Raw genomic sequence first — 24,126 nt, 5'->3', positions numbered from 1 at the left:
CAGCTGGGGGAACTCGATGCGCATCTCTGACCTGAGCCGCTACACCGGCGTGCCCGTCGCAACAATCAAGTTCTATCTTCGTGAGGGTCTCGTCCCACCGGGCCGACTGACTGGCCGCAACCAGGCGCAGTACGGCGAGGCGCACCGACGGCGCCTGCTCTTCATCCGGGCGATGACCGGCATCGGCCAGCTTGAGCTGTCCACAGTGATGGAACTGCTCACGGCCATCGAGGACGACGACCTCCCACTTCCCGGGCTGTACCGGACCGCCAACCGGGTGGTGTACCCGGACCTCGACAAATCCAAGGCCGTCAACGACGTGACGGCCGAGCGCACCGAGGTCGACCGCCTCATCAACGAGCTGGGCTGGCAGGTGGGCGACGACGTCCCGGGTCGGAACCGGCTGGCCCATGTTCTCGCAGCTCTGCGCCAGCTCGGCTGCAGCCACGGCACCGAGTTCTTCCATCCGTACGCACAACTCGCGGAACAGTCCGCAGACCGCGAGCTCGGTCTGCTTCCGCGCGACGACATGGAAGTGGAGCGGGCCGCCGCGGTGGCCCGCGCGGTGCTGCTCGACGCGGCGCTCGCCGCGCTGCGCGGGATGGCCCAGGAGCACCTGGTCACCCAGCGTTTCGGCAGACCGGCCGAGACGTCCGGCTCGGCCCCGTCGACGCACGGCCGCTCCCCCACCACCGACGCGACGCCGGCGAACGGCACGCGGCACGCCGGCGACCCGGTGACCGGGGCGCCCCAACAGCTTCCCCGCCGGGCCGACCGTGCCAGCTGAGAGGCACGTGGGTGACGGGCACAGGCACGTCGCCCGGCGGGAAAGCGACGACACCCGCAGCGGCCGCGGTGCACGCGCCTCAGTCGGCGTACGCGACCCGGTGGCGCCCGCGGGTCCTGGCGAGGTCGTACCGCCTGACGGTGCGCGCCGCGAGCCCGCCGTTCATCGGGAGTCACCCGCTGGGTCGGCGTCGTAGAAGGGGCCGTCGAGAAGCGTGGCCGGAATGCCGCGCCAGCGGTCTTCGACGTTCCCGGCGCGAGAGTTTCCGAGCGTCTGCGGGGCATCTCGCCCGTCTCCGGCCGGCCCGCCGATGTGGTAGCCGGGACCGTCGAGGAGCGTGGCCGGGATACCGCGCCACGGGTCTTCGAGGTCCTCGTGGCGAGGGTCGGCGGCCGAGTCCTCGGCATCGCGCCCGTCCTCACCGTGCGCAGCGGTGTCGGTCATGTTCTCGCTCCTCACCTGCCGAATCGCCAGATGGACACGGACGCCTCCACCCGGTCCGGGCCGCGCCGCTCAGGGCCGGGGGGCGGCGAAGAAGGTGGGGAACCGGGCGGTCAGGCCGAGGTCACCTCGGGTCTTCAACCGGCCCTTCATCACCAGCATCACCGCGTGCGCGTTGCCGGTGACCAGGTGGACGAAATCAGCCGCGGCCAGGTTCAAGGTCAGCTGTGGCTGCCCGTCGGCTCGTGACGACAGAGTGCAGACGCCGTCGGCGATGACCATCTGGTAGGTGTCGACGCCGCCGTCCGGTCGGTCGCCGATTCGCCAGTGCACCACCGCCCGGGTCCGGCCGGCGACCTCGGGCCGAAACGCGGACCGCATCCCGCCGATCAGGTGATCGAGGATTTCGGCACGCCGCTCACCGCGCATGACCTCGCGCAGCTCGTCGTCCGGAGTGTGCTTCACCAGACGGGCGAACTCGACCGGATCCATAGCTTCGACACGTGAATCGTGGATGGACATCAAACTCCTCCAAGCTCACCACAGCAGCGGTGCGACTTCCGCGCCCTCCGGTCATCGCCACCCCCTGCTCTCGTCACACATCCTGGCCCCGAGTCCGACCGGGGGCACCTCCCAGGCTGCGCAGGTGCCAGGGCCCGTCTGATCGGGCGTCGCCGGTGCCCCGCGCTGCGGGAACGGCACGGCGCGAGATGCCCGCCGAGGCGACCCGACGCCACGATGGTCGGATGCGACTGTCGCTGAATCTGGGACATCTGGTGGGCGCCGGCGATGCCGCCGGCCGGGTGCGGTTGGCCGTCGAGGCCGAGCGGCTCGGCTTCCACACCGTGTGGGCGGCGGAGGTGTACGGCTCGGACGCGGTGACGATGCTGACCTGGCTCGCCGCGCACACCCGGTCCATCAACATCGGCTCCGCCGTCATGCAGATGCCGGGACGCAGCCCCGCCCTCACCGCGATGACCGCCGCGACCCTCGATCGCCTGTCCGGCGGTCGGTTCCGGCTGGGCCTCGGCGTCTCCGGACCACAGGTGTCCGAGGGATGGCACGGCGTGCCCTTCGCCGACCCGCTCGGGCGGACCCGTGAGTACGTCGACGTGCTCCGCCTCGCCCTGTCCCGGCGCCCGCTCGCCCACCCGGGCCGGCACTACCCGCTGCCGCTGTCCGGCGGCGCCGGCAGAGCCCTGCGGCTGACAGTCCATCCGCCCCGCCCGGACCTGCCGATCTATCTGGCCGCGGTCGGCCCGCGCAACCTGGAGCTGGCCGGGGAGATCGGCGACGGCTGGCTCGCCGCATTCCTCAGCCCGGAGTTCGCGGCCGAGCAGTTGCGGCACGTCCGGGCCGGCCGGGAGCGAGCCGGCCGGCCCATGGACGGGTTCGAGGTGATCGCGTCAGTGCCGCTCGCCGTCGGCGACGACGTCGGGCGGTGCGTCGACCGGGTCCGCGCGCACGTCGCCCTCTATCTCGGCGGCATGGGCAGCCGAGACCGCAACTTCTACAACCTCCTCGCCGCACGCATGGGATACGCGGACGCGGCCCGTGACGTCCAGGAGCTGTATCTGGCGAAGCGGTACGCCGAGGCGGCCGCCGCCGTACCGGCGGATTTCGTCGACCGCACGTCGCTGCTCGGGCCGGTGGACCGGATCGCCGGGCGGCTCAGCGAGTTCGCCGAGGCCGGCGTCACCGAGCTGGCGGTCACCGTCTTCGGCGGCGGCATCGGTGCCCTGCGGGAGGTTCACGAGGCGTACACCGCGGACCGGTCGACGCCGCTCAGGCGGGGGTGACCGTCCGGTTCCAGTCGATCCGGTGCCGGTGCACCGGGCCGAACATCCGCTCGGGCTTCAGCACTGTGTGCCGCGCGACGGGGGCCAGCAGCCGCATGAGCGCGTACGCGACCGGGCCGGGCGCCTTGGCCTGATTGGCGCGCGCGGCATCGGCAGCGATCTTCTCCACCCGGGGCCGTCGCATCATCTCGTAGGTGGCGAACGCGGCCTGCACCCCGGGCACATCCCGCAGGCAGCGGGCGAGCTGCACGGCGCTCTCCGAGGCCAACGAGGCGCCCTGACCGGACACCGGGGAGGGCGCGTGCGCGGCATCCCCGACCAGCACCATCCGCCCGCGGTACCACGTCCGCAGCGGGGGCAGGATCTCGATGGCGCCGAACGGGAACACGTCCTGCGGCTCGGCCCGGTCGAGTACGTCGCGCGCCGGTACGTCCTCGGCGTGCACCCGGCGCAACCGGTTCAGCCATCGGTCCGCTGGCACCCGGCGCGCCTCGGACATCGCCATCGGCTCGTCGCTGGTGATGTTGCTGAACCAGTTGACGCGTCCGTCGGATCCGATCCAGTGGCCGAAGAAGGCGTCGTGCCCGTTCGCCAGATGCATGACGCCCGGCTCACCGACCGACGGCACCTCCACGGCGCCGCCCAGGCCGAGCATCCCGGTGTACTGCGCCGTGGGTGCGCCCGGGTCGATGAGGCGCCGGACGGCCGATCGGATGCCGTCCGCGCCGATCAGGACGTCGGCGGTCGCGCTGCTGCCGTCGGCGAAGCTTGCGGTGATGCTGTCCGGCGAGTCCGTGGCGCCGACCAGACGCCGGCCGTAGACGATGCGGACACCCGCCGCCTCGGTCCGCTCGCGCAGCAGTCGTTGCAGGTCCGCGCGCTTGACCGCGCGGCTCGGCGGCAGATCGGGCAGGTGCTCGAAATCGCCGAACGGGCGGCCTCGGCCGTCCGTCATCACGGTACGGCGGATGGGGCTGCCAAGGCGGTGCACGTCGTCCTCGACCCCGACGATGCCGAGCGCGTCGATGCCGTTGGGCGCCAGCATCAACTCGCCGCCGACATCGTCGGACGGTCGGTCGTACGCCTCGAACACGGTCGGCTCGATGCCTGCCCGGCGCAACGCGAGCGCCGCCACACTGCCGGCGATGCCGCTACCGATGATCATGGCTGTTCTGGCCTGTGTCATGCCGCTTCCTCCGGGTCGACGCCCCACACTGCCTCGCGATGGAGCTGGTGTGTGGCCTTCGTACCCGTTTCCCATCAGATGCCGTCTTCCAAAGTGCTGTGGCGGGTGCCCGTCACGACGAGACCGGGTGGGTGGCGAACAGCCACCCACCCGGTCGTCGCGGTTCATTTGAAGGAGAGGCCCTTCGCCTTCATCGACGACTTGAGCGTGCTCAGGGCTTTGGGGCCCATCCCGTGCAGCTCCTTGACCTCGGACTCGCTGATCTTGGTGAACTGCTCCAGCTTGGTGTAGCCGGCACCCTCGAGCGCCCGCAGCGCGGGCTTGCCCAGTGAGCTCGGCAGATCGGTGCCTTGCGCCATCGTGTGACTCCCTTCGGTTCTTTGGACGCGCCCGTCCGGCGTTCATGGTGCCCCAGCGGCGGTGCGAAGACGGTCCGGAAACGTTCCGGTCCCGGTGAGTCGCCACCCGTGCCACGCGTACGCGTTCGTGCGCAGTCGCCCTGGACACCCCGGCGGCGAAGATCCCCTCTGCCCCGCAGCGCACTGACGAAGGTGCGTCACCCTCCGTGCGAGGTCGACCATGGAGACGTTTTCCGGGGATTGGCGCACGGGCCCCGCCTGCAGAGAACCGACGCCGATCCAGGCCACACACACCGCCGCCCGGCTCGCACCGGCCCGACGCCACCCGTACGCCCGATCGAGAGGACCTCACGGTGACCGGACCCGACCCGATCCCCGCCCTGACCGCTGACGGTGACGAGCTGGACCGGCTGCTCGCCGGCCTGGACGACACACAGTGGAAGCTGGACACCCCGGCTCCCGGTTGGACCATCGCCCATCAGGTGGCCCACCTGGCCGCGACATTCCGGCTGGCCGGTTTCGCCGCCGCGGACCCGGACGGCTTCCGCGCCCGCGTCGCGACGATGAGCGGCGACTTCGACCGCAACGTCGACGTGGCGCTGTCGGCCTATCTCTCCGACCCGCCGCACGTCCTGCTCAACCGGTGGCGGGAGGAACGCGCCAACGCCGAGAAGGCTCTCGCCGCCGTGCCGGACGGTCAGGTGGTGCCCTGGCTGGTGCGGCCACTGCCCGCGCCGGTGCTCGCCTGCGCCGGAATGATGGAGCTGTTCGGCCACGGTCAGGACATCGCCGACACGCTCGGCGTGCGTCAGGTGCGGACGGACCGGATCCGGTTCCTGTGCGGCTTCGCGGTGCGCACCTGGGACTTCGGCTATCAGGCTCGCGGCGAGTCGACCCCCGACGTCGAGTTCGGCTACACGCTCACCGCTCCGTCCGGCTCCGTCTGGCGGTTCGGCCCGGAGGACGCCGAGCAGCGGATCTCCGGACCGGCCGAGGACTTCTGCCTGCTCGTCACGCGGCGCCGGCACCGCGACGATCTGTCCCTGACCGCGACGGGGGCCGACGCCGAGCACTGGCTGGACATCGCCCAGGCGTACCGCGGGCCGGCCGGTGCGGGTCGCACGCCGGGACAGTTCGGCCGGTCCTGATCATGCCGGAGGCACCTCGTTCCAGCAGCGCAACCACGAAGGCGCTGCGCGACACCCGCTGTTGCCAGGATGACGGCATGACCGTCGCGCCGCACGCCGCGGACTTCCTGCTGGGCGACGCGGCACAGCGGCACGCCGGATCCGCACGCCTGGCGGCGCTGGGACCGGTGCACCGGGTGACGCTGCCGTCCGGCGGTCCGGCGTGGCTGGTGGTCGGGTACGACGAGGTGCGCCGGTGCCTGGCCGACACCCGCCTGGAGGGCCGCACCGGCGCGGTAGCCGACCGGCGCGGTCTTTCCGAGCGGCTCCGCCTCGGCATGAACAACCACATGCTGAACCGGGAACCGCCGGACCACACCCGCCTGCGCAGGCTGATCTCCGCGGCGTTCACCCGGCGCCGGATGGAGGACATGCGGCCACGCATCGAGCGGATCGCCGAGGATCTGCTGGACGCGATGGCCGGCGCGGACGAGGTCGACCTCGTCGCGGCGTACGCGTTGCCGCTGCCCATCCGGGTGCTCGGCGGGCTGCTCGGCATCCCCGAGTCGGACGACGCCTCCTTCCACCGGTGGACGACCACGCTGACGGCGAGCGCGCTGAGCCTCGCCGAGCTGGAGGCGGCCGCCGGGGAGATGCTGGACTACGCCCAGGGCCTGCTGCGCGACAAGCGCCGCGCGCCGGGTGACGACCTCCTCTCCGCCCTGGCATCGGTGCGGGACGGCGGTGACCGGCTCACCGAGGACGAGCTCACCTCCATGGTGTTCCTTCTGCTGATCGCCGGACACGAAACCACCGTCAACCTGATCGGCAACGCGATGCTGGCGTTGCTGACCGACCGGCCGCAGCTCGAGCGGCTGCGCGCCGATCCGGACCTGGTGCCGGACGCCGTGGAGGAGGTTCTCCGGTACGAGAGCCCCGTGCAGGTGGCCGCCCGGCGGGCGCGGCAGCCGCTGGCCGTCGGCGGGGCCACCATTCCGGCCGGCGCGGTGGTGCTGGTCTCGCTGCTGGCGGCCAATCGCGACCCGCAGCGGTTCGCCGAGCCGGCCACGCTGCGCGTCGACCGGCCGCAGAACGCGCACGTGGCGTTCGGGCACGGACTGCACCACTGCATCGGCGCGCCGCTGGCCCGGCTGGACGCGACGATCGCCATCCGCGCGCTGGTGCGCCGCTATCCGCACCTGCGGCTGGCCAACCCGGCCGAATCGCTGGCCTGGCGGGCGAGCGTCGTCATGCACGGCCTGAACGCGCTGCCCGTGCGACTGCGCTGATCTCCCCGTCGCCCCAACCGATCTGGAAAGGAGGAGGCGTGACCGCGAACACCCAGGGTCTGGAGCCGGCCGACGCCGGCCCGACCGTGGCCGACCTGATCCGGGCGCAGGCCCGGCGGCATCCCGAAGCGATCGCCGTGTCGGACGGCGACGTCGAGCTCACCTACGGCGAGCTGGCACGCCGCGCGGCCGGTGTGCGGGCGGCGGTACGGGCGTACGGTGCCGGGCCGGGACGACCGGTGGCAGTGCTCGCGTCCCCCGGCGCGGACCTGGTCGTCGCGCTCGTCGGCGCGCTCGGTTCGGGGGCGCCGATGGTGTGCCTCGCCGGCACCGGGACCGCGCACGCCGCGCTCGCCGATCTGGGGCCGGCGTGCGTACTCACCGACTCGGACCCGGACGATCCGGTACGCCGGGCGGTCGACGCGACCGGCGTGCCCGTGCTGGACCTCGCCGGCATCCCCGGCGCCACCGACACCACGGTGTCCGCCGTCGCTCCGGACGCGACCGCCTACGTGGCGTACACGTCCGGCACCACCGGTCGACCCAAGGGCATCCGGCAGACCCACGCCGCGCTGGCCCAGTTCACCGGATGGTTCGCCGCCGAGTTCGGCATCGGTGCCGGCACCCGGCTGGCGCAGTGGGCGGCACCCGGCTACGACGCCTGCCTCGTCGAGGTGTTCGCGGCCCTGCGCGGGGGCGCCACGCTGTGCCCGGTGCCGTGGCGAACACGCGCGGACCCGGATCGCCTGGTGCCGTGGCTGTCACGTGAGCGCGTGACAGTGCTCCAGACCGTGCCGAGCTTCGCCCGTGAGCTGGAGCCGCTGCTCGCCGGCGATCCGGCGTCGACCCGGCTGGCCGCCCTGCTGCTCGCCGGCGAGGCGCTGCCTGGCCCGCTCGCCCGCCAGCTCCGGGCGCGGCTGCCACGGACCAGGCTGGTCAACCTGTACGGACCGACCGAGACCATCCTCGCCACCTGGCACGAGGTGTCCGTCGCGGACACCGGGCCCGGCACCGTCGCGATCGGCCGGCCCATCCCCGGACGTGACCTGCTCGTGCTCGACGACCGCGACGGCCCGTGCCCGCCGGGCGAGATCGGTCACCTGGTGATCCGCAGCCGGTACGTCACCACCGGGTACGTGGGGGCGGCGGCCGCGGACAACGGGGTGTTCCACCCGCCGCGCGGCGTCGACGGCGTCACCCCGCACTACCGGACCGGTGACCTCGGCCGGTGGCGCCCGGACGGTGTGCTGGAGTTTCACGGCCGCCGGGATTTGCAGATCAAGATGTACGGCGTCCGCATCGAGCTCGCCGACGTCGAGGCCGCCCTGTCCGCAGACGAAGCAGTGGCCGCCTGCGCCGTGGTGCCCGTGACCGGCTACGACGGTCTGGTCGTCCGCCTCGACGCCTACGTCGTACCCGGCCCAGGCGGGACCCCGGACCACTGGCGCTCGGCACTGCGCCGCCGGTTCGGCGATCCCGTCCTGCCGGTCACCTTCACCACCGTGGATTCCCTGCCGCGCAACACCGGCGGCAAGGTCGACCGGCGCGCCCTGGCCGGCCTCCGTACCGGAAGAACGAAACACCGCGATCCGATGGAGTGTGCACTGTGACCCTTGTCGAGACCCAGACGACCGTCGACTTCGACGGCGAGACCGTCGGCGTGCCCGATGTGTGGAAGGTCGCGGTGGACCGCGTCCGCTGCGGGGTGAACCGGGACGCGCTGGGCCGTGCGGCCAGCAGCCGGGCCATGTTCGAGGACACCGTACGACGCGGTGAGCCGGTGTACGGCGTCACCACCGGTTACGGCGAGATGGTCTACATGCTCGTCGACACCTCGAAGGAGGTCGAGCTCCAGACCAACCTCGTACGCAGTCACAGCGCCGGCGTGGGGCCGGACTTCGCCGAGGACGAGGCCCGGGCGATCGTGGCGGCCCGGCTCAACGCCCTCGCCAAGGGATATTCCGCGGTCCGCCCCGAGGTGCTGGAGCGGCTGGCGCTGTATCTGAACGAGGGCCTGACGCCGGCCATCCCGCAGATCGGCTCGCTGGGAGCGAGCGGTGACCTGGCTCCGCTGGCACACATCGCCTCCACCCTCATCGGCGAGGGTTATCTGCTGCGTGGTGGTAGCCGCGTGCCGACCGGCCCGGTGTTGCGCAAGCTCGGCATCGAGCCGCTGGAGCTCCGCTTCAAGGAGGGCCTCTCACTGATCAACGGCACCTCGGGCATGACCGGCCTGGGCTGCCTGGTGGCCAAGCGCGCGCTCGACCAGGTTCGCCAGGCGGAGATCGTCACCGCTCTGGTGTTGGAGACCATGCGTGCGTCGACCAGTCCGTTCCTCGCCGAGGGCCACGACATCGCGCGCCCGCACCGCGGTCAGATCGACACCGCGGCGAACATGCGGGCCCTGATGCGAGGGAGCGGGTTGGCGCTGGAGCACGAGGACCTGCGCCGGCAGCTGCAGGCGACCGAGCGGGCCGCGAACGGCGTCTCCCGTACGGAGATCTACATGCAGAAGGCGTACACGCTGCGGGCCATCCCGCAGGTGGTGGGCGCCGTCCGGGACACCGTGTACCACGCCATGGAGAAGCTGGAGACCGAGGTCAACTCGGCCAACGACAACCCCCTGTTCTTCGTCGGCAAGGAGGTCTTCCACGGCGCCAACTTCCACGGCCAGCCGATCGCCTTCGTGATGGACTTCCTGACCATCGCGCTCACCCAGCTCGGGGTGTTCTCCGAGCGGCGCACCAACCGACTGCTGAACCGGCATCTCAGCGACGGGCTGCCGGAGTTCCTCGTGGCCGGTGATCCCGGCCTCAACAGCGGGTTCGCCGGCGCGCAGTACCCGGCCACCGCGCTGGTCGCGGAGAACCGCACCATCGGGCCGGCCAGCACCCAGAGCGTGCCGTCCAACGGCGACAACCAGGACGTGGTCAGCATGGGCCTGATCGCCGCCCGCAACGCCCGGCGGGTGCTGGAGAACAACGACCGCATCCTCGCCGTGGAGTTCCTGGCCGCGGCGCAGGCGGTGGACCTGCGGGGTGGGCCCGACGGGCTGAGCCCGGCTGCCCGGGCCACCTATGACACCGTCCGCGGCCTCGTGTCCACGCTGAACGAGGACCGGTACATGTCCGACGACATCGAGCGGACCGCCGAGGCGCTGTCGCGCGGGGTGTTCCTGACGGAGCTGGAGCGCGCCGATGTCGTGCTGCGCTGACGGGGCTACGGGCAGGGCCGCCACCACCACCACGCCGGCCCCGGCCGACCGGGCGCAGTGGCTGGCCGACCGGGCGCAGTGGCTGGCCGCCCGCAAGGCGCTGCTGGAGCGGGAGAAGGAACTGACCCGGGCCCGCGACGCGGTGACCCGGGAGCGGCAGGCGCTGCCCCTGCTGACCGTCGACACGGACTACACCTTCATCGCCCCGGGCGGGCGCCGGCTGAGCCTGCTCGACCTGTTCGAGGGCCGGCGCCAGCTCATCACGTACCACTTCATGGGTTCGTTGGAAGGGTACGGCTGGTGTCCGATCTGCTCGTTCTGGGTGGACAACATCGGTCACCTGGCGCACCTGCACGCACGGGACACCACGCTGATGGTGGTGTCACCGGAGCCGCCAGCGGAGACGGAGCAGTTCGTCAAGCGGATGGGCTGGACCGTGCCGTTCGTCTCCTGCCACGGCACCACGTTCTACGAGGACTTCCACGTGCGCCTCGACGACGACGACCCGGAGCCGGAGATGCCCGGCGTCAGCACGTTCCTGCGCGAGGGCGACGCGGTGCGCTACGCCTACTCCACCTACCGGCGCGGTAGCGACCTGCTCAACAACACCTACAACTACCTCGACCTCACCCCGCTGGGTCGCCAGGAAGATCACCTGGAGGACAAGATGGACTGGGTCCGCCACCACGACGACTACGAGAGGTGGTGAGCGGATCATGATCAACGTGTTTCAGCCGTCCCTCGGCGAGGCGGAGCTGAACGCCATCGCAGAGGTGTTCGGCAGCAACTGGGTCGGCAAGGGACCGCGCACCGCTGCGTTCGAGGCAGCCTTCGCCGGCCACCTCGGTGTGGACACCGACAGGGTCACGGCGGTGAACTCGTGCACCGAGGCGACGTTCATCGCGATGCAGCTCGCCGGTGTGGGACCCGGCACCGAGGTGGTGCTGCCGACAGTGAGCTTCGTCGGTGCGGGCAACGCCATTGCGGCGCACGGTGGCCGTCCGGTCTTCTGCGACGTGGATCCGCACACCCTCAACCCCACCGTCGACGACGTGGCGGCGGCACTCACTCCGCGCACCCGCGCAGTGCTGGCGCTGCACTACGGTGGCCGGCCCGGTGACATCGCGGGCATCGCCGAGCTGTGCCGGGAACGCGGGATCCTCCTCATCGAGGACGCCGCCTGCGCGGTGGACTCCAGCGTGGACGGCGTACCCTGCGGCACGCTCGGCGACATCGGCGTGTGGAGCTTCGACGCACAGAAGATCGTCGTGGCCGGCGACGGCGGCATGCTCACCGCCCGCGATCCCGACCTGGTGGCACGGGCCGCCAAGCTCGCGTACTTCGGCCTGGAGCAGTTCAGCGGCTTCTCCCAGGCCCGGCGCTCGGCGCACCGATGGTGGGACTTCGACATCTCGTCGTTCTCCAGGCGTTCGATCATGAACGACATGCAGGCCGCCGTCGGCCTTGTGCAACTGGGCCGACTGCCGGACTTCGCCGACCGGCGGCGAACTGTCGAGGCTCGCTACGACAGCGGCCTCGCCGACGTGCCCGGTCTGACCCTGCCCCCGCCGCTGCCCCCCGGCCAACGCAGCTCGTACTACCTGTACTGGGTGCAGATGGACGAGGGAATCCGCGACGACGTGGCCAGCGATCTGTACGCCCAGGGCATCTACACGACGTTCCGCTACCCCATCCTGCACCGGGTGGCCGCGTACGGGTCGACAGCGCGGCTGCCCCGGGCCGAGCGGGCCGCCGAACGCACCCTGTGCCTGCCGATGCACCAGGCGCTCAGCGACGACGACGTGGACGCGGTCGTCGCGGCGCTGCGCGCATCCCTCGCCCGTCGGCTCGGCCGGCACACCGTCGCGGCGGGAGACACCCGGTGACCGGCCAACCCACTGTGACCTCGGCGGCATACGACGCCGACGTGGCCGAGATCTACGACCTGCTGTACGCGGGACGGGGCAAGGACTTCGCCGCCGAGGCGGACGCCGTGGCGCGCGTGGTCCGCGAGCGCCGGCCGCAGGCCCGGTCCGTGCTGGACGTGGCCTGCGGGACCGGCGAGCACCTGCGGCGGCTGGCGACGACCTTCCTGGAGGTCGCCGGACTCGAACTGTCCCCGGCGATGTGCACTGTGGCGCAGGCCAAGCTGCCGTCCGGCGCCGTCCACGTCGGCGACATGCGGTCGTTCGCGCTGGGCCGCGAATTCGATGCCGTGTGCATCCTGACCGGCACCATCGGCTACGCCCACGACGTCGACGAGCTCTGCGCGACGGTCCGGACGATGGCCGCGCACCTCGTTCCCGGTGGCGTACTGGTGATCGACCCATGGTGGTCCCCGGACACCTTCCTCGACGGGCACATCGCCCACGACGTGGTCCACGACGACACCCGTACCGTCGTGCGGGTCTCGCACTCGGCGCGGCAGGGGCAGGCGGCCCGGCACGAGGCGCACTACGTCGTCGCCGACGACGGCGGTATCCGGCACTTCTCCCACGTGCAGATGCTGACCCTGTTCACCCGGGAGGACTATCTCGAGGCCCTGCGGTCGGCGGGCTGTACCGCCGAGCATCTCACCGATGCCGGCGGCCTGCCCGGCCGTGGCCTGTTCGCCGGGGTCCGCCGATGACCTACACCGCGGAGTTCGCCGAGATCTACGAGTTCATCTACCGCAGCCGGGGCAAGGACTGGGCCGCCGAGGCGGAGACCCTGACCCGGTTGATCCGCGACCGGCGTCCGGAGGCGGCCAGCCTGCTCGACGTGGCCTGCGGGACGGGCGCACACCTGGCCACCTTCGCCGGCACCTTCGACGAGGTGGCCGGCGTGGAGCTGTCCGAGCCGATGCGTGCGACGGCCCGGACGCGCCTACCCGGGGTGCCCGTGCACGACGGCGACATGCGCGACTTTCGCCTGGGCCGCCGCTTCGACGCGGTCACCTGCATGTTCAACGCCATCGGCTACCTGGGCTCGGTGGCCGAGTTACGCCAGGCCGTGTGGTCCATGGCGCAGCACCTGGAGCCGGGCGGCGTGCTGGTGGTGGAACCGTGGTGGTTTCCCGAGCGGTTCCTCGACGGTCATCTGGCCGTCGACTCCGACACCGACGGGACGCGGGCGGTGGCCCGGATGTCGCACACCACCCGCACCGGGCGGATGTCGCACCTGGAGGTGCGCTTCCTGGTGGGGGACGCGGGCGGTATCCGGGAGTTCACCCAGACGTCGCACCTCATGCTGTTCAGCCGCGACGAGTACCTGGGTGCGTTCGCGGACGCCGGCTGCCCGGCCGAGTTCCTGGATGACGGGCTTACCGGGCGCGGCCTGTTCGTCGGGCAGCGCGGCTGAGACGAAGGAGAGCGACGATGCGCTACACCCGACTCGGCCGTACCGCCCTGGAGGTCAGCCCGCTGTGCCTGGGCACGCTCAATCTCGGTGTGCGCACCACGCGCGAAGAGGCGTTCCGCCTCATGGACGAGGCGCTGGACCACGGCATCAACTTCTTCGACACTGCTAACCACTACGGCTGGCAGGTGCATCGAGGGCTGACCGAGGAACTCATCGGCGCATGGTTCGACCAGGGCGACCGCCGGCGGGAGAAGGTGGTGCTGGGGACCAAGGTGTTCAACCCGATGAGCGACTGGCCCAACGACCGCGGGTTGTCCGCCCGGCACATCGTCGCCTCCTGCGAGGACTCCCTGCGGCGGCTGCGCACCGACTGGATCGACCTGTACCACATGCACCACTTCGATCCACACGCCGGCTGGGACGAGATCTGGCAGGCGATGGAGATGCTGACCGGCCAGGGCAAGATCCGGTACGTCGGCTCCTCGAACTTCGCCGGGTGGCACATCGCCGCGGCGCGGGAGACGGCGACCCGACGCGGTCACCTCGGGCTCGTCGTCGAGCAGTGTGCCTACAACCTGGTGGCCCGGCAGGCCGAGACGGAGGTGATCCCGGCGGCCCAGGCGTACGGCGTCGGGGTGTTCGCCTGGTCCCCGCTGCACGGCGGGCTGCTCGGCGGCGCGCTCCGGAAGCTGGCCGACGGCACCGCGGTGAAGACGGCGCAGGGGCGCGCGATGCGGGCCCTGGAGGACCGGTACGAGGCCGTCGCCGACTACGAGAAGTACTGTGCCGGTCTCGGGCTGGACCCGGCCGAGGTGGCGCTCGCCTGGGTACTGGGCCGTCCCGGACTGACCGGCGCGGTGATCGGTCCACGCACCCTGGGGCACCTGCACGGTGCCCTCGCCGCCCTCGACAGCCCGCTCGACCCCGCGGTGATCCGACGCCTGGAAGAGCTGTTCCCTCCGGTCGCCGGCGCCAGCCCGCCGGCGGGCTGGTGAATCACCTCGAACCCGAAGGAGAGACCCGCCATGCGTGTCCTGTTCGTCGCTCCCCCGGACCTGAAGTCACACCTCTACATCATGACGCCGCTGGCCTGGGCGCTGCGCACCGCCGGTCATGACGTGCGCGTCGCCTGCCAGCCGGGCTCGACCGAGGCGCTGGCGCAGGCGGGGCTCACCGCCGTCCTGGCCGGTGAGCCCATGGCCGAGACGCTGGCCGAGGTCGACGAGATGTCCGAGCCGCCGAAGCGCCAGGCCGCACCGGCAACGCTGCCGTTGCAGACCGACTATGCCCGGGACGATCCGTACGCCGAGCTTGAGTACCTCACCACGAACCTCCTCCCGTTCCTGCACACCGACGAGATGCTCACCGACCTGATCGGTTTCGCCCGCGCCTGGCGGCCGGACCTGGTGCTCTGGGACGCGATGACCTACGCCGGACCGGTGGTGGCCCGGGCCTGCGGCGCGGCGCACGCGCGCATCCTGTTCGGCACGGACGCCTTCGTGCAGCTCTGGGAGGCGGTCCGGGCGGCCGGCGGGTCCCGGCCGGACCCGATGCGCGCCTGGCTGGAGCCGCTGCTGCGCACGCACGGCGGCGGCGCGTTCGCCGACGACGTCGTGCACGGTCAGTGGACGATCGACACCATGCCGCCGTGGACCTGGCGCCCCAGCTCACCGCACTACATCCGGATGCGTCACCTCGCCTTCAACGGCCCCTCGGTGGTGCCGCGGTGGCTCTATGAGCCGCCGGTCCGGCCGCGGGTCTGCGTCACGCTGGGCATGACCCACCGCGAGGCGGACGTCGCCGAGGCCTCCGCCGTGGACCTGCTCGAGGCGGTGGGCGACCTCGACATCGAGGTGGTCGCCACGATGAGCGCGGAGCAGCTCGCCTCGGTGCCGCGGATACCGGACAACGTGCGGGTGGTCGACTTCGTGCCGATGAACGTCCTGCTGCCGACGTGCAGCGCCATCGTGCACCACGGCGGATCCTCGACGATGGCCTCAGCCTTCGAGCACGCCGTACCGCAGCTCATCGTGCCGAGCGCGTACTGGAGCGAGAAGTGGTTCGGCCCGGTGGCGCAGGCGAACGGGCTGCAGGAGCGTGGCGCCGGGGTGTGGCTGGCCTACGACTCCGACCGCCTCACCCCCGCGGGGCTCCGCGAGGACCTGATGCGGGTGCTCAAGGACCCGTCGTTCAAGGAGAACGCGGTCCGCCTGCGTACCGAGATGATGGGTCTGCCCACGCCCAACGAGGTGGTGCCCGCCGTGGAGAAGCTGACGGCGGCCTACCGGCGGGCGGGCTGAGGCAGGGCTGTGCGCCTCCGCGCGGACGGGGGCGGGCCGGCGGAGGCGCACAGCCTGTTCAGGGGTTAACGCAGCGGTTCCAGCAGCACCACCGGGATCTCCCGGGATGCCTTCTTCTGGTAGCGACGGTAGGTGGAGAAGATCCCCGCCATCTGCTCCCACAGCGCGGGCCGCTCGGCCTCAGCGGCGACCGACGCCTTGGCCTGGAAGGTCTCGCCGTACACCTGCACCGACACCTCCGGTTCGGCACAGAGGTTCAGGTACCAGGCGGGATTCGCCTCCTGCCCGCCCGCCGAGGCCACCACCACGTACCGGTCGCCGTCCCGCCCGTAGATCAGTGCGGTGCGGCGCAGCTTGCCCGTCCGGCGGCCCCGCGTCGTCAGTAGCAGGGTGGGCAGCTTGCCCTGGAAGTCGTGTCCCTTGGCGCCATCGGTCTCCACGTAGGAGCGCACGTGGTCGGCCACCCACTTGGTGGGACTGTCGTGGATCTCTTCGTCAGCCATGTGTCATCCCTGTTCTCCGTCGAGTAGCCGACGATAGCGTTCGACCAGCGCCGGAGGTGCCGGATCGGGACCGGGTGGCACGACCTCCCGGCCGGCCAGGTGATCTCCGAGCAGGTCGAGGCCGGAGTGCCAGCCAGCCGCGCTGTAGGCGATGTGGCCCGGGTCGGCCACCGTGGTCAGCAACGTGAGGTCGGTCCCGTCCCCTGCGGCGGACAGGTCCCAGCGCAGGGTGTCCGGACCCCAGGTGTACGCGAAGAGGTGGGGCGGGTCGACGGCGAGGACCTGGCCCGGATCCGTGTCGCCACCGGGCCAGGTGAACGTCATCGCGGCGCCAGCCTCCGGCACCAGCTCGACGGTCATCGGCGTCCACCAGGCGTTGACCTGATCCGGTTCGACGAGGCACCGCCACACCGCGGCGACCGGTGCCGGATAGCGGCGCCGCAGCCGCACGCTGGGCCGCGCGCTGTCCCGGCACAGCGTCACCTGGGTGCCATCCACGTCGAGTGACATGGTTACTCCTTCCGCGATGCCCGGCGGGCCAGGCCCGCCGGGCATCGGCGTCAGCGTTGAGGCGGAACGGTCTGCGGGGCGTCGTCGGTGCGGCCGGCCTCGACGCCGGCGGCGTCCGCGGCCGTAGCCTGCTCGGCAAGCGGCGGTATGTCGGTCGGCGGCGTCATCTCGCTCAGCTCGGTGTGCCGCAGTGCGAAGTACGCGAAGATGGCCAGGCCGATCATCAGCGCCGCGCTGACCCAGGCGACGTTGTTCAGACCGACGGTGAACGCGGCCCGCGCCGGCGCCAGCAGGTCGGGGAACTGCGCGGACAGCACGCTGGCGGGAGCGATGCCCTCGCGGGCGGCCTCCACCACGTCCGGCGGCACCGTGTCGGGCACCGTGTCCGCCAACTCGCTGCGGTAGGTCGCCATGCCGATGCTGCCGAGCGTGGCGATGCCGATCGAGATGCCGAACTCGTTGCTGGTCTGCTGCAACGACGACGCGGAGCCGATCCTGTCCGGCGGCGCGGCGCCCATCACCAGCATGGTGCCCAGCGACGAGGGCAGGCCCATACCGAACAGCAGCACCGCGAAGCCCGCGACGAGCAGCCCGAGACCGTCCACGCTCTCCACCTGAGCCAGGATCAGATAACCCACCACCCCGATGCCGAGCCCGAGCGCGATCACCCGGCCCGCCTTCAGCTTGGCGGTGAGGCCCGGCGCCAGGAACAACGCGATGATCATGGCCAGGGACGGCGGCAGCAGCCACAGGCCCGCCCGCAGCGGTGACAGCCCCTCGATCACCTGGAGGAACTGGGTCACCAGCAGAGATGCGCCGCCGTTGAGCGCGCTGACCAGCAGGCCGAGGATGAGCGCGGCGCGCAGTGTCGCTATGCCGAACAGGCGCAGGTCGAGCAGCGGGTCGGTGAGGCTCCGCTGCCGCCGCACGAAGAGCACGCCGACCAGAACGCCGAACACCATGGCGAGCAGCGCCGGTGCCGTGAAGCCGTCCTGGGCGAGCTTCTTCAGCCCGTACACCAGCGAGATCATCGCGACCAGGGACATGGCGACACTGAGCAGGTCCAGCTTGCCCGCGCCCGGGTTGCGGCGCTCCGGCAACAGCACCGGCGCCACCACCAGGACGAGGACCATGATCGGGACCGCGAGCAGGAACGCCGAGCCCCACCAGAAGTACTCGAGCATGATGCCGCCGACCAGGGGCCCGAGCATCAGGCCGCCCATGAAACAGCTCATCCACGACGCGATCGCCATGCCGCGCTGCGCCGGGTCCCGGAACATGTGTGTGATGAGGGCCAGGGCGGCGGGCATGCCTGCCGCACCGGCCACGCCGAGCAGGGCGCGGGCGCCGATGAGCATCTCCGGCGTCGTGGCGTACGCCGCCAGCAGCGACGCCGCGGCGAACGCGGCGGAGCTGATCAACAGCATCCTGCGGTTGCCGAAACGGTCACCGAGCGTGCCCATGGTGACCAGCAGGCCGGAGGTGAGGAACCCGAAGATGTCCACGATCCACAACTGCTGGGTCGTGGTGGCGCCGAGATCGGCGCTGAGATGCGGTAGTGCGAGATAGAGGACCGTGAGGTCCACCGAGGCCAGCAGGGTGGGCAGGCAGAGCACAGCCAACCCGATCCATTCCCGGCGGCCCGCCCGCGGCACGGCCGCAGTGGTGCCTTCGGTTGTCATCGAATTCCTTCCTGAAGTTTCCCGAGTCGGGTGTCGGTCGGCGCCACGCGTCCGCGCCGCAACGTGTCGGCCCACCAGACGAGCTGTTCGAGCATGCGACCAGCCGCTACCGTCAGACCGGGATCGACCGGCCGGCCGGCGAGATCGAAGGCGGACCGGTGGTGAGGGATGGTCACCGGGTCGCGCACCGTCATCGCGTCCAGGTCGGTGAACACCTGGCGCAGATGGTCCACCGCCCGCAGCCCCGCGGCCGGACCGCCGTAGCAGACGAAGCCCACGGGCTTGCGCCGCCATTCGTCGCGGAACCAGTCGATGGCCGTCTTCAACGACCCGGGGAAGCTGCCGTTGTACTCCGGTGTGACGACGACGAACGCGTCCGCGGCGGCCAGCCATGGTGCGAGGTCACGAACGGCGGGCGGAGCCGGGTCGCCGGCGACCTCGGGCAGGCGGGCCTCGGCGAGGTCGATCACGTCCGCCTCGATGCGCCCACCACGGTTGGTCTCGTCGCACAGCCAGCGCGCCGGGACCGGACCGAACCGGCCTCGGCGGATGCTGGCAATGACGATCACCAACCGCAGATGGTTCTCGCTCATCCTGGCGTCACCTCTCCCCGGCTCGCCGGCTTCCCGCAGCAGTGGTCAGCCTTCCGTGCCGGGGTTCCGGTTCGGTTCCGGCCGGACGTGCGCCGGCCGGAACCCCCGGGTCACCGCTGGGCGGCGATCTTCTCGAGAACCGGCACGATCTCGCTCGGTGCCGGCTCGGCGAGCATCTCGCCCCGGATCCGGTCCGCGGCCGTCCGGAACTCCGGCTCGTGCACCAGCCGCAGGACGTTGTCGCGGATCGCCTCGGGCGTCGCCCGGTCGAGCGTCAGATCCAGGCCGGCGCCCTGCTCGCGCAACATGTCGGCGCGCACGACGGCGTCCCACAGGTCGGGGACGAGAGTCAGCTGCGGCACGCCGTACGCCATCGCCGTCGACACCACGCCGGCGCTGCCGATGTGCACGACGGCCGCGCAGCTGGGCAGCAGCGCGTGCATCGGCACGAAGTCCACCACCCGGACGTTGGGCGGCACGTCGGCAAGTTCGCTCTCGTCAACGGCCAGCGTCGCGACCACCTCGACGTCGGCGTCGGCGAAGAGCTTGAGCGTCGAGACCGGAATCGGGTCGTAGCCCAGCATGTACCGCATCGAGATGCCGGCGGTCACGCAGATCCTCGGGCGCTCCGGATGCTCGCGCAGCCAGCCGGGGACCCGGGCCGGACCGTTGTACGGGACATACCGGAACGGCACGATCCGCAGCCCGACGTCCAGCCGCATGCTCTCCGGCGCCTGGTCCAGGGTGTACTGCCCGGTCAGCACGTCGGCGTCGTAGGTGACTCCGAACCGCTCCAGGTGCGCGGCGGCCCAGTCCTGCATCGGGTCGCGCCGGCGATCCTCGGGCTGCTCGGCGAGCAACGCCTGGAACCGGTTGTAGATGCGGGTCTGCGCGTCGGCCCCCCAGAGCAGGCGGGCGTGGGCGGCGCCGGTGACACGGGCCGCGATGGCGCCAGCGAGGGTGAAGTTCTCCCAGATGATCAGGTCCGGCTGCCACTCCCGCGCGTACGCCACGAGGGCGTCGACCATCGGGTCGTTGAACACCTTGGCCGAGGTCTCCACGGCCTCGTCGAAGAAGGCCAGCAGGGCCGGATAGTCCATGTCGGCGCCGCCGGTCCGCAGCGCGGTGGTGATCCGCTCGCCCCAGGTCGGGTCGTCGGCCTTGGCCGCGATGACCGACATGAAGTCGTGGTCCTCCCCGACCTGCACGGCGGTCAGGCCGGACTGCACGACCGCGTCCATGAGGGCCGGTTGGGTGGCGACCCGGACCTCGTGGCCGGCGGTGCGCAGGGCCCAGGCCAGCGGGACCATGTTGTAGTAATGGGTGGTTTCCGCATAGGTGGCGAACAGAACGCGCATCGGTGCCCTTTCGGTCGGGTCGTCGTGTGCCCGCCTACCGTCCACCAGCCGCCCTGGCCGGGGCATCTCGCAGATTGCGCACCTCGATCGCCCGGCAGCGGGCGTAGTCCGGCAGCAACCCCGCCTCCCTTGCCTGCTCCAGGGTCGGCGCGGCGCGGTCGCGCTCGGACAGATCGTGCCCGGCGGGGTTTCCCACCGGCAGACCCAGCCGTGGATCGAGGACGGAGACGGCGCGTTCGTCGGCGGGGTCGTACTCCCGCGAGAGCAGGTACTGCATGACGGCGTCGTCGGTCAGCGCGACGAAGGCGTGGCCGACGCCGACCGGCAGGTACAGCGCGTCCATCTGGTCGCCGGTGAGCCGCACCGCGTCCCACTGGCCGTACGTGGGCGACCCCACCCGGATGTCCACCACGATGTCGAGCAGGGCGCCGTGCGCGCAGTAGACGTACTTCTCGGCACCGGGGGGTGCGGCTGTGTAGTGCACCCCCCGAACCACCCCCCGCCGGGAACGGCTGTAGCTGGCCTGCGCGAGTGGGAACAGCGGACGGCCGGTGGTCTCGGCGAACAGGCCAGCCTGCAACGGGGTGCCGAAGAAGCCCCGGTCGTCGGGGAACACCGGCGCGGTGAAGTGCAGGGCCCCGGTCACGGCGAGCGGGCTCACTGTCACGGTGACCCCGTCAGAACCAGTAGCTGATGTACGGGCTGCGCTCCGGCACCGCCATGGCGTCCCACAGTCGCACCTTGCGCGCGTCCGGGGCGCTGATCCGGCCGGCCCTGGTGAGCGCGGCCGCCGGGGTGCCACCGAGCAGGATGACGGCCAGCGCGCCGACGCCCATCTCCAGGTCGGCCGCGGCGGTGACCGGCTCGCACGTGGCGTGCCCGTCGGTCACCTCCAGCCGGAACGTGCCGGCCGCCAGGCCCTCCGGGTCGTGCACGGTGAGCGTGAGGACGCCGTCGCAGGCCCAGCCGCGGGTGCGCAGGAGCCGTGGCACATTCAGCGGGCGGATCCAGAGGGCGTCCTGGCGGCGGACACGCATCCGTCGCGCGTCGTCGACCCACCAGCGCAGCGGGCTGTCCACCGGCATCCGCCACACGTCGATCTCGCGGACCAGGTCGACGGAGAACAGGTGCCGCCAGAGCGCGCCCTCCGCCTCCTGGTCGGCCGCGAGGAAGTCGATGACGTGCAGCTTGCTCTGCGGCGCGGACTCCGCCGTCCAGTCCGGCATGATCCGGTATGTCACCAGGCCACGGTCGTCGATCGCGGCGCAGTGCCGGGGCCCGTACCCCGGGGCGCCCAGGGCGAGAGCCTCCTCCAGCGCGCCGGACGCGGGGTCGCCGGCAAGCCGGTCCCAGTAGCACGAGGGGGTGAGCACCTCCCCGGGCGTCTGCGCCGCCTGCTGGGAGTACAGCTTGTACCCGAGGTCCCGGGCCTGCGTACCGTCGATCCGACGCGGACGCAGGTCGCGGCCCGGCACGTCGTCGCGCAGGCCGACCGCCCGGACGTCGAACTCGACCGCGTCGGACCAGGTCGCCGGGCCGGAACCGAACCGGCCGTAGATCGGCCACTCGGACGCGCCCCCGACGACGATCGCCTTGCCCTCGTCGACGGCCCGCCGGTTCAGGTGTGCGACTGTGGCGCGCAGCAACCCGCGCCGGGCCACCACCGGGTGCGCGGAACCACCGGTGCACGCGGCGGCCGGCACCGTGTTTCCGCCGGGGAGCACAAGGTCACGGTCGAGCGCGGTGTTGGTGGCGACGTACCGTTCGTCGTCGGCGACCGCCACGGCCCGATCCGGCGGGTGCGTGCGCCGGTAGAAGTCGAGGATCTCGGGATCGGCGCTGACCGGGTTGCCGAAGGCACCGAGCCAGCAGTCCAGCCATTCCCCGTACCGGTCGTCCGGGAGGTCGGTGACCAGCTGGTAGCCGGGAGGCAGCGTGCTCACGAGTGCGCCCCTTCGTGGGTACGGGCGCCGGCCAGCGGCGCGTCCGGGTCGGCCAGGACCCTGCCGAACAGGTCGCGGAACTCGGCCAGCATGCGGTCCACTGTGGCCTGTTCGAACCGGTCCGTGCTCGAGCTGACGGCGCAGAAGATCTCACCGTCCGGGTCGATGTCGATGGTCCACAGGATCGCGTCGTCGGGGATGCCCGGGCCCTGCGCCTGGGACAACCGCCGACGCACCGGCGCGTACTCGACCGCACCGGCGGACCGGGTCTTCGACGCCGCGGGGTTCTGGAACACCGCGAAGCCCGGCACGACCATGCCGCCCTGTTCCAACCCCGCGATGACCTCCGGGGCCCGCTGCGCCAGTCCGACGAACGGCACCTCGTGCGGGAACGCCTCCAGGCAGGTGGCGCGCACCCGGGCGAGGACGTCGCGGTAGGTGGCACAGCCCGAGATGTCGGTTCGCAGCGGTGACATGTTGACGAAGTAGCCGACCGTGGCCTCGGCCCACTCGTGCCGGCGGCCGGGTCCGGGGGTGAGCGTCCACACCACCCCGTCCGAGACACCAGTCATCCGCTGGAGATGGATGAGCTGCGCCGCGAAGATCACCATGAACGGTGAGCTTCCCGTCGCACGACCCAGACGCAGGGCGGCCGAGCCGAGCCGGGCGTCGATCTGGAAACGGTCGACGCGGGTGACGCCCGGATGGTCGGGGTTCGCCGGCCGGTCCGCGGCGATGACGACGGGGCGCGCTCCAGCCAGCCGCTCACGCCAGTACTCGAAGGACGGGTCGGACCCGCCGGCAGCGGCATCTCCCTCGGTGCGTCGCACGTAGTCGCGATACCGCGGTGGGTCCGGCAGGTCGGGCTTGCCGCCGGCCAGGCGGGCGGCGTAACACGCGGCCAGGTCGTCCATGACGATGCCCAGTGACCACACATCGATCAGCGGGAGGTACGCGACAAGCACCAGCACCGCGTCCCGGTCGTCGAAACGGCCCAGGTACGCCCAGAGCAGGGGAAGCTCGTCCGCGTCGAAGTGACCGGACTCAGCCTCGTCGAGGAACCGCTCGGCCCGCACGCCCCGGCCGTCCGGGTCGTCGCCCAGGTCATGCACCTGGAGCCGGGCCGGGCACGGGTCCCGCACCTCCTGTTCCCAGCCGTCGGCGCCCCTGATCACCATGGTCCGCAGTGGTTCGTGCCGGGCGATGACGTCGTCCAGAGCCCCGCGGAGCAGGTCGGCGTCGACCGGCCCGGTGAGCCGCCAGCCACCGCTGGAGATGGGGCGCGGGCCGAACCCCGCCGTGGAGCCGTCCTCCTGATGCTGCCCGCGCAGGAACTCCTGCTCGATGGAGAACGGGAAGCGGTTCTCTGCGTACACCATTCCACCGTGCCTTTCCACGTGGTCGAGCCCGCTCGGGTCAACGCCGTTCCGCACACGCGAGAACCGCCCGGGCGAAGGCGGCGCGTGTCGGATCCTTGAACAATTCCTCGACGGGCACGTCGATGCCGGTCCGGTCACTTATCCGCGCGACGATGCGAAAAGCCGCTATCGACTGCCCGTTCAATTCGAAGAATGTCGCGTCGGGCGGACCGGCCGCGGTGTCGAGAACGTCCTCCCAGATCGCATTGACGTGCTTCTCGAGATCGGCGCGCGATTGTTCTGACATCCGGATCCCCTCGGCCGGGAATTCACTGTCT

25 protein-coding genes are annotated in these 24,126 nt (G+C 71.5%); 12 read left to right on the top strand and 13 right to left on the bottom strand.

All coding sequences use genetic code 11. The features are described from left to right. Window positions 1–16 precede the first annotated feature (16 nt). Entirely contained in the window at window positions 17–787 is a 771-nt protein-coding gene (locus ABZU43_RS24010; protein ID WP_355008725.1) for a MerR family transcriptional regulator, read from the top strand. A 162-nt stretch (window positions 788–949) separates the two neighbouring features. Here ABZU43_RS24010 and ABZU43_RS24005 read toward each other — a convergent pair whose 3' ends face one another. Beyond that, a complete protein-coding gene (locus ABZU43_RS24005) occupies window positions 950–1,231 on the bottom strand; it encodes a hypothetical protein (RefSeq protein ID WP_355008724.1) in 282 nt (93 codons plus the stop codon). Between the two features lie 69 nt (window positions 1,232–1,300). Next, window positions 1,301–1,750, bottom strand: coding sequence for an SCP2 sterol-binding domain-containing protein (locus ABZU43_RS24000; RefSeq protein ID WP_355008723.1), 450 nt, complete (start codon window positions 1,748–1,750; stop codon window positions 1,301–1,303). A 224-nt stretch (window positions 1,751–1,974) separates the two neighbouring features. Between ABZU43_RS24000 and ABZU43_RS23995 the strand changes: the two genes are divergently transcribed. Further along, window positions 1,975–3,027: an LLM class F420-dependent oxidoreductase gene (locus ABZU43_RS23995; RefSeq protein WP_355008722.1), complete on the top strand. Its 1,053-nt coding sequence runs from the start codon at window positions 1,975–1,977 to the stop codon at window positions 3,025–3,027. On the opposite strand, the gene ABZU43_RS23990 is transcribed toward ABZU43_RS23995, so the two are convergent. Together ABZU43_RS23990 and ABZU43_RS23985 are read right to left on the bottom strand one after the other, a co-directional pair. Further along, complete coding sequence (locus ABZU43_RS23990; protein WP_355008721.1) at window positions 3,014–4,213, bottom strand: FAD-dependent monooxygenase; 1,200 nt, start codon at window positions 4,211–4,213, stop codon at window positions 3,014–3,016. The genes ABZU43_RS23995 and ABZU43_RS23990 overlap by 14 nt on opposite strands. A 164-nt stretch (window positions 4,214–4,377) precedes the next feature. Next, complete coding sequence (locus ABZU43_RS23985; protein ID WP_355008720.1) at window positions 4,378–4,572, bottom strand: DNA-binding protein; 195 nt, start codon at window positions 4,570–4,572, stop codon at window positions 4,378–4,380. Between the two features lie 353 nt (window positions 4,573–4,925). Here ABZU43_RS23985 and ABZU43_RS23980 point away from each other — a divergent pair, with 353 nt between their 5' ends. The 10 genes from ABZU43_RS23980 (at window position 4,926) to ABZU43_RS23935 (ending at window position 15,841) form a co-directional block, all read left to right on the top strand. Further along, window positions 4,926–5,720 carry a TIGR03084 family metal-binding protein gene (locus tag ABZU43_RS23980; RefSeq protein WP_355008719.1) on the top strand — a complete coding sequence of 265 codons (795 nt, stop codon included), beginning with the start codon at window positions 4,926–4,928 and terminating at the stop codon, window positions 5,718–5,720. Between the two features lie 77 nt (window positions 5,721–5,797). Further along, on the top strand, window positions 5,798–6,988 hold the full coding sequence (locus ABZU43_RS23975) for a cytochrome P450 (protein WP_355008718.1): 1,191 nt from the start codon (window positions 5,798–5,800) through the stop codon (window positions 6,986–6,988). 38 nt (window positions 6,989–7,026) lie between these two features. Continuing rightward, window positions 7,027–8,598: an AMP-binding protein gene (locus ABZU43_RS23970; protein WP_355008717.1), complete on the top strand. Its 1,572-nt coding sequence runs from the start codon at window positions 7,027–7,029 to the stop codon at window positions 8,596–8,598. Then, window positions 8,595–10,202, top strand: a complete 1,608-nt coding sequence (cmdF, locus tag ABZU43_RS23965) for a tyrosine 2,3-aminomutase (RefSeq protein ID WP_355008716.1) — start codon at window positions 8,595–8,597, stop codon at window positions 10,200–10,202. Before ABZU43_RS23970 ends, cmdF begins: the two co-directional genes overlap by 4 nt. Beyond that, complete coding sequence (locus ABZU43_RS23960) at window positions 10,186–10,911, top strand: DUF899 domain-containing protein (RefSeq protein ID WP_355008715.1); 726 nt, start codon at window positions 10,186–10,188, stop codon at window positions 10,909–10,911. Before cmdF ends, ABZU43_RS23960 begins: the two co-directional genes overlap by 17 nt. Window positions 10,912–10,918: 7 nt before the next feature. After that, the gene (locus ABZU43_RS23955) at window positions 10,919–12,088 is read left to right on the top strand and encodes a DegT/DnrJ/EryC1/StrS family aminotransferase (RefSeq protein ID WP_355008714.1); all 1,170 of its coding nucleotides are present in this window, start codon (window positions 10,919–10,921) and stop codon (window positions 12,086–12,088) included. Then, entirely contained in the window at window positions 12,085–12,831 is a 747-nt protein-coding gene (locus ABZU43_RS23950) for a class I SAM-dependent methyltransferase (protein WP_355008713.1), read from the top strand. The genes ABZU43_RS23955 and ABZU43_RS23950 overlap by 4 nt, the downstream gene beginning before the upstream one ends. Further along, window positions 12,828–13,541, top strand: a complete 714-nt coding sequence (locus ABZU43_RS23945; protein WP_355008712.1) for a class I SAM-dependent methyltransferase — start codon at window positions 12,828–12,830, stop codon at window positions 13,539–13,541. Before ABZU43_RS23950 ends, ABZU43_RS23945 begins: the two co-directional genes overlap by 4 nt. 17 nt (window positions 13,542–13,558) lie before the next feature. Further along, complete coding sequence (locus ABZU43_RS23940; RefSeq protein WP_355008711.1) at window positions 13,559–14,536, top strand: aldo/keto reductase; 978 nt, start codon at window positions 13,559–13,561, stop codon at window positions 14,534–14,536. A gap of 30 nt (window positions 14,537–14,566) precedes the next feature. Further along, window positions 14,567–15,841, top strand: coding sequence for an activator-dependent family glycosyltransferase (locus ABZU43_RS23935; RefSeq protein ID WP_355008710.1), 1,275 nt, complete (start codon window positions 14,567–14,569; stop codon window positions 15,839–15,841). A gap of 65 nt (window positions 15,842–15,906) precedes the next feature. Here ABZU43_RS23935 and ABZU43_RS23930 read toward each other — a convergent pair whose 3' ends face one another. The 9 genes from ABZU43_RS23930 to ABZU43_RS23890 form a co-directional block, all read right to left on the bottom strand. Then, complete coding sequence (locus ABZU43_RS23930) at window positions 15,907–16,344, bottom strand: nitroreductase family deazaflavin-dependent oxidoreductase (RefSeq protein ID WP_355008709.1); 438 nt, start codon at window positions 16,342–16,344, stop codon at window positions 15,907–15,909. A 3-nt stretch (window positions 16,345–16,347) separates the two neighbouring features. Beyond that, window positions 16,348–16,854 carry an SRPBCC domain-containing protein gene (locus ABZU43_RS23925; RefSeq protein WP_355008708.1) on the bottom strand — a complete coding sequence of 169 codons (507 nt, stop codon included), beginning with the start codon at window positions 16,852–16,854 and terminating at the stop codon, window positions 16,348–16,350. A gap of 50 nt (window positions 16,855–16,904) precedes the next feature. After that, the gene (locus tag ABZU43_RS23920) at window positions 16,905–18,536 is read right to left on the bottom strand and encodes an MFS transporter (RefSeq protein ID WP_355008707.1); all 1,632 of its coding nucleotides are present in this window, start codon (window positions 18,534–18,536) and stop codon (window positions 16,905–16,907) included. Continuing rightward, window positions 18,533–19,129, bottom strand: a complete 597-nt coding sequence (locus tag ABZU43_RS23915; RefSeq protein ID WP_355008706.1) for an NADPH-dependent FMN reductase — start codon at window positions 19,127–19,129, stop codon at window positions 18,533–18,535. Before ABZU43_RS23915 ends, ABZU43_RS23920 begins: the two co-directional genes overlap by 4 nt. Window positions 19,130–19,239: 110 nt before the next feature. Beyond that, window positions 19,240–20,487 carry an activator-dependent family glycosyltransferase gene (locus ABZU43_RS23910; protein ID WP_355008705.1) on the bottom strand — a complete coding sequence of 416 codons (1,248 nt, stop codon included), beginning with the start codon at window positions 20,485–20,487 and terminating at the stop codon, window positions 19,240–19,242. Between the two features lie 34 nt (window positions 20,488–20,521). Next, window positions 20,522–21,154: a dTDP-4-dehydrorhamnose 3,5-epimerase family protein gene (locus ABZU43_RS23905; protein ID WP_355008704.1), complete on the bottom strand. Its 633-nt coding sequence runs from the start codon at window positions 21,152–21,154 to the stop codon at window positions 20,522–20,524. Window positions 21,155–21,164: 10 nt separating this feature from the next. Next, complete coding sequence (locus tag ABZU43_RS23900; RefSeq protein WP_355008703.1) at window positions 21,165–22,430, bottom strand: GNAT family N-acetyltransferase; 1,266 nt, start codon at window positions 22,428–22,430, stop codon at window positions 21,165–21,167. Beyond that, entirely contained in the window at window positions 22,427–23,809 is a 1,383-nt protein-coding gene (locus ABZU43_RS23895; protein ID WP_355008702.1) for a condensation domain-containing protein, read from the bottom strand. The genes ABZU43_RS23900 and ABZU43_RS23895 overlap by 4 nt, the downstream gene beginning before the upstream one ends. Window positions 23,810–23,846: 37 nt before the next feature. Next, a complete protein-coding gene (locus tag ABZU43_RS23890) occupies window positions 23,847–24,095 on the bottom strand; it encodes a phosphopantetheine-binding protein (RefSeq protein ID WP_355008701.1) in 249 nt (82 codons plus the stop codon). Between the last annotated feature and the right edge of the window lie 31 nt (window positions 24,096–24,126).

Origin of the sequence: Micromonospora sp. NPDC005205, assembly GCF_040608275.1 — a bacterium.
In the GTDB taxonomy this organism is placed as follows: domain Bacteria; phylum Actinomycetota; class Actinomycetes; order Mycobacteriales; family Micromonosporaceae; genus Micromonospora.
The sequence above is the reverse complement of the archived record's forward strand: the minus strand, read 5'-3'. Positions and strand labels throughout refer to the sequence as shown.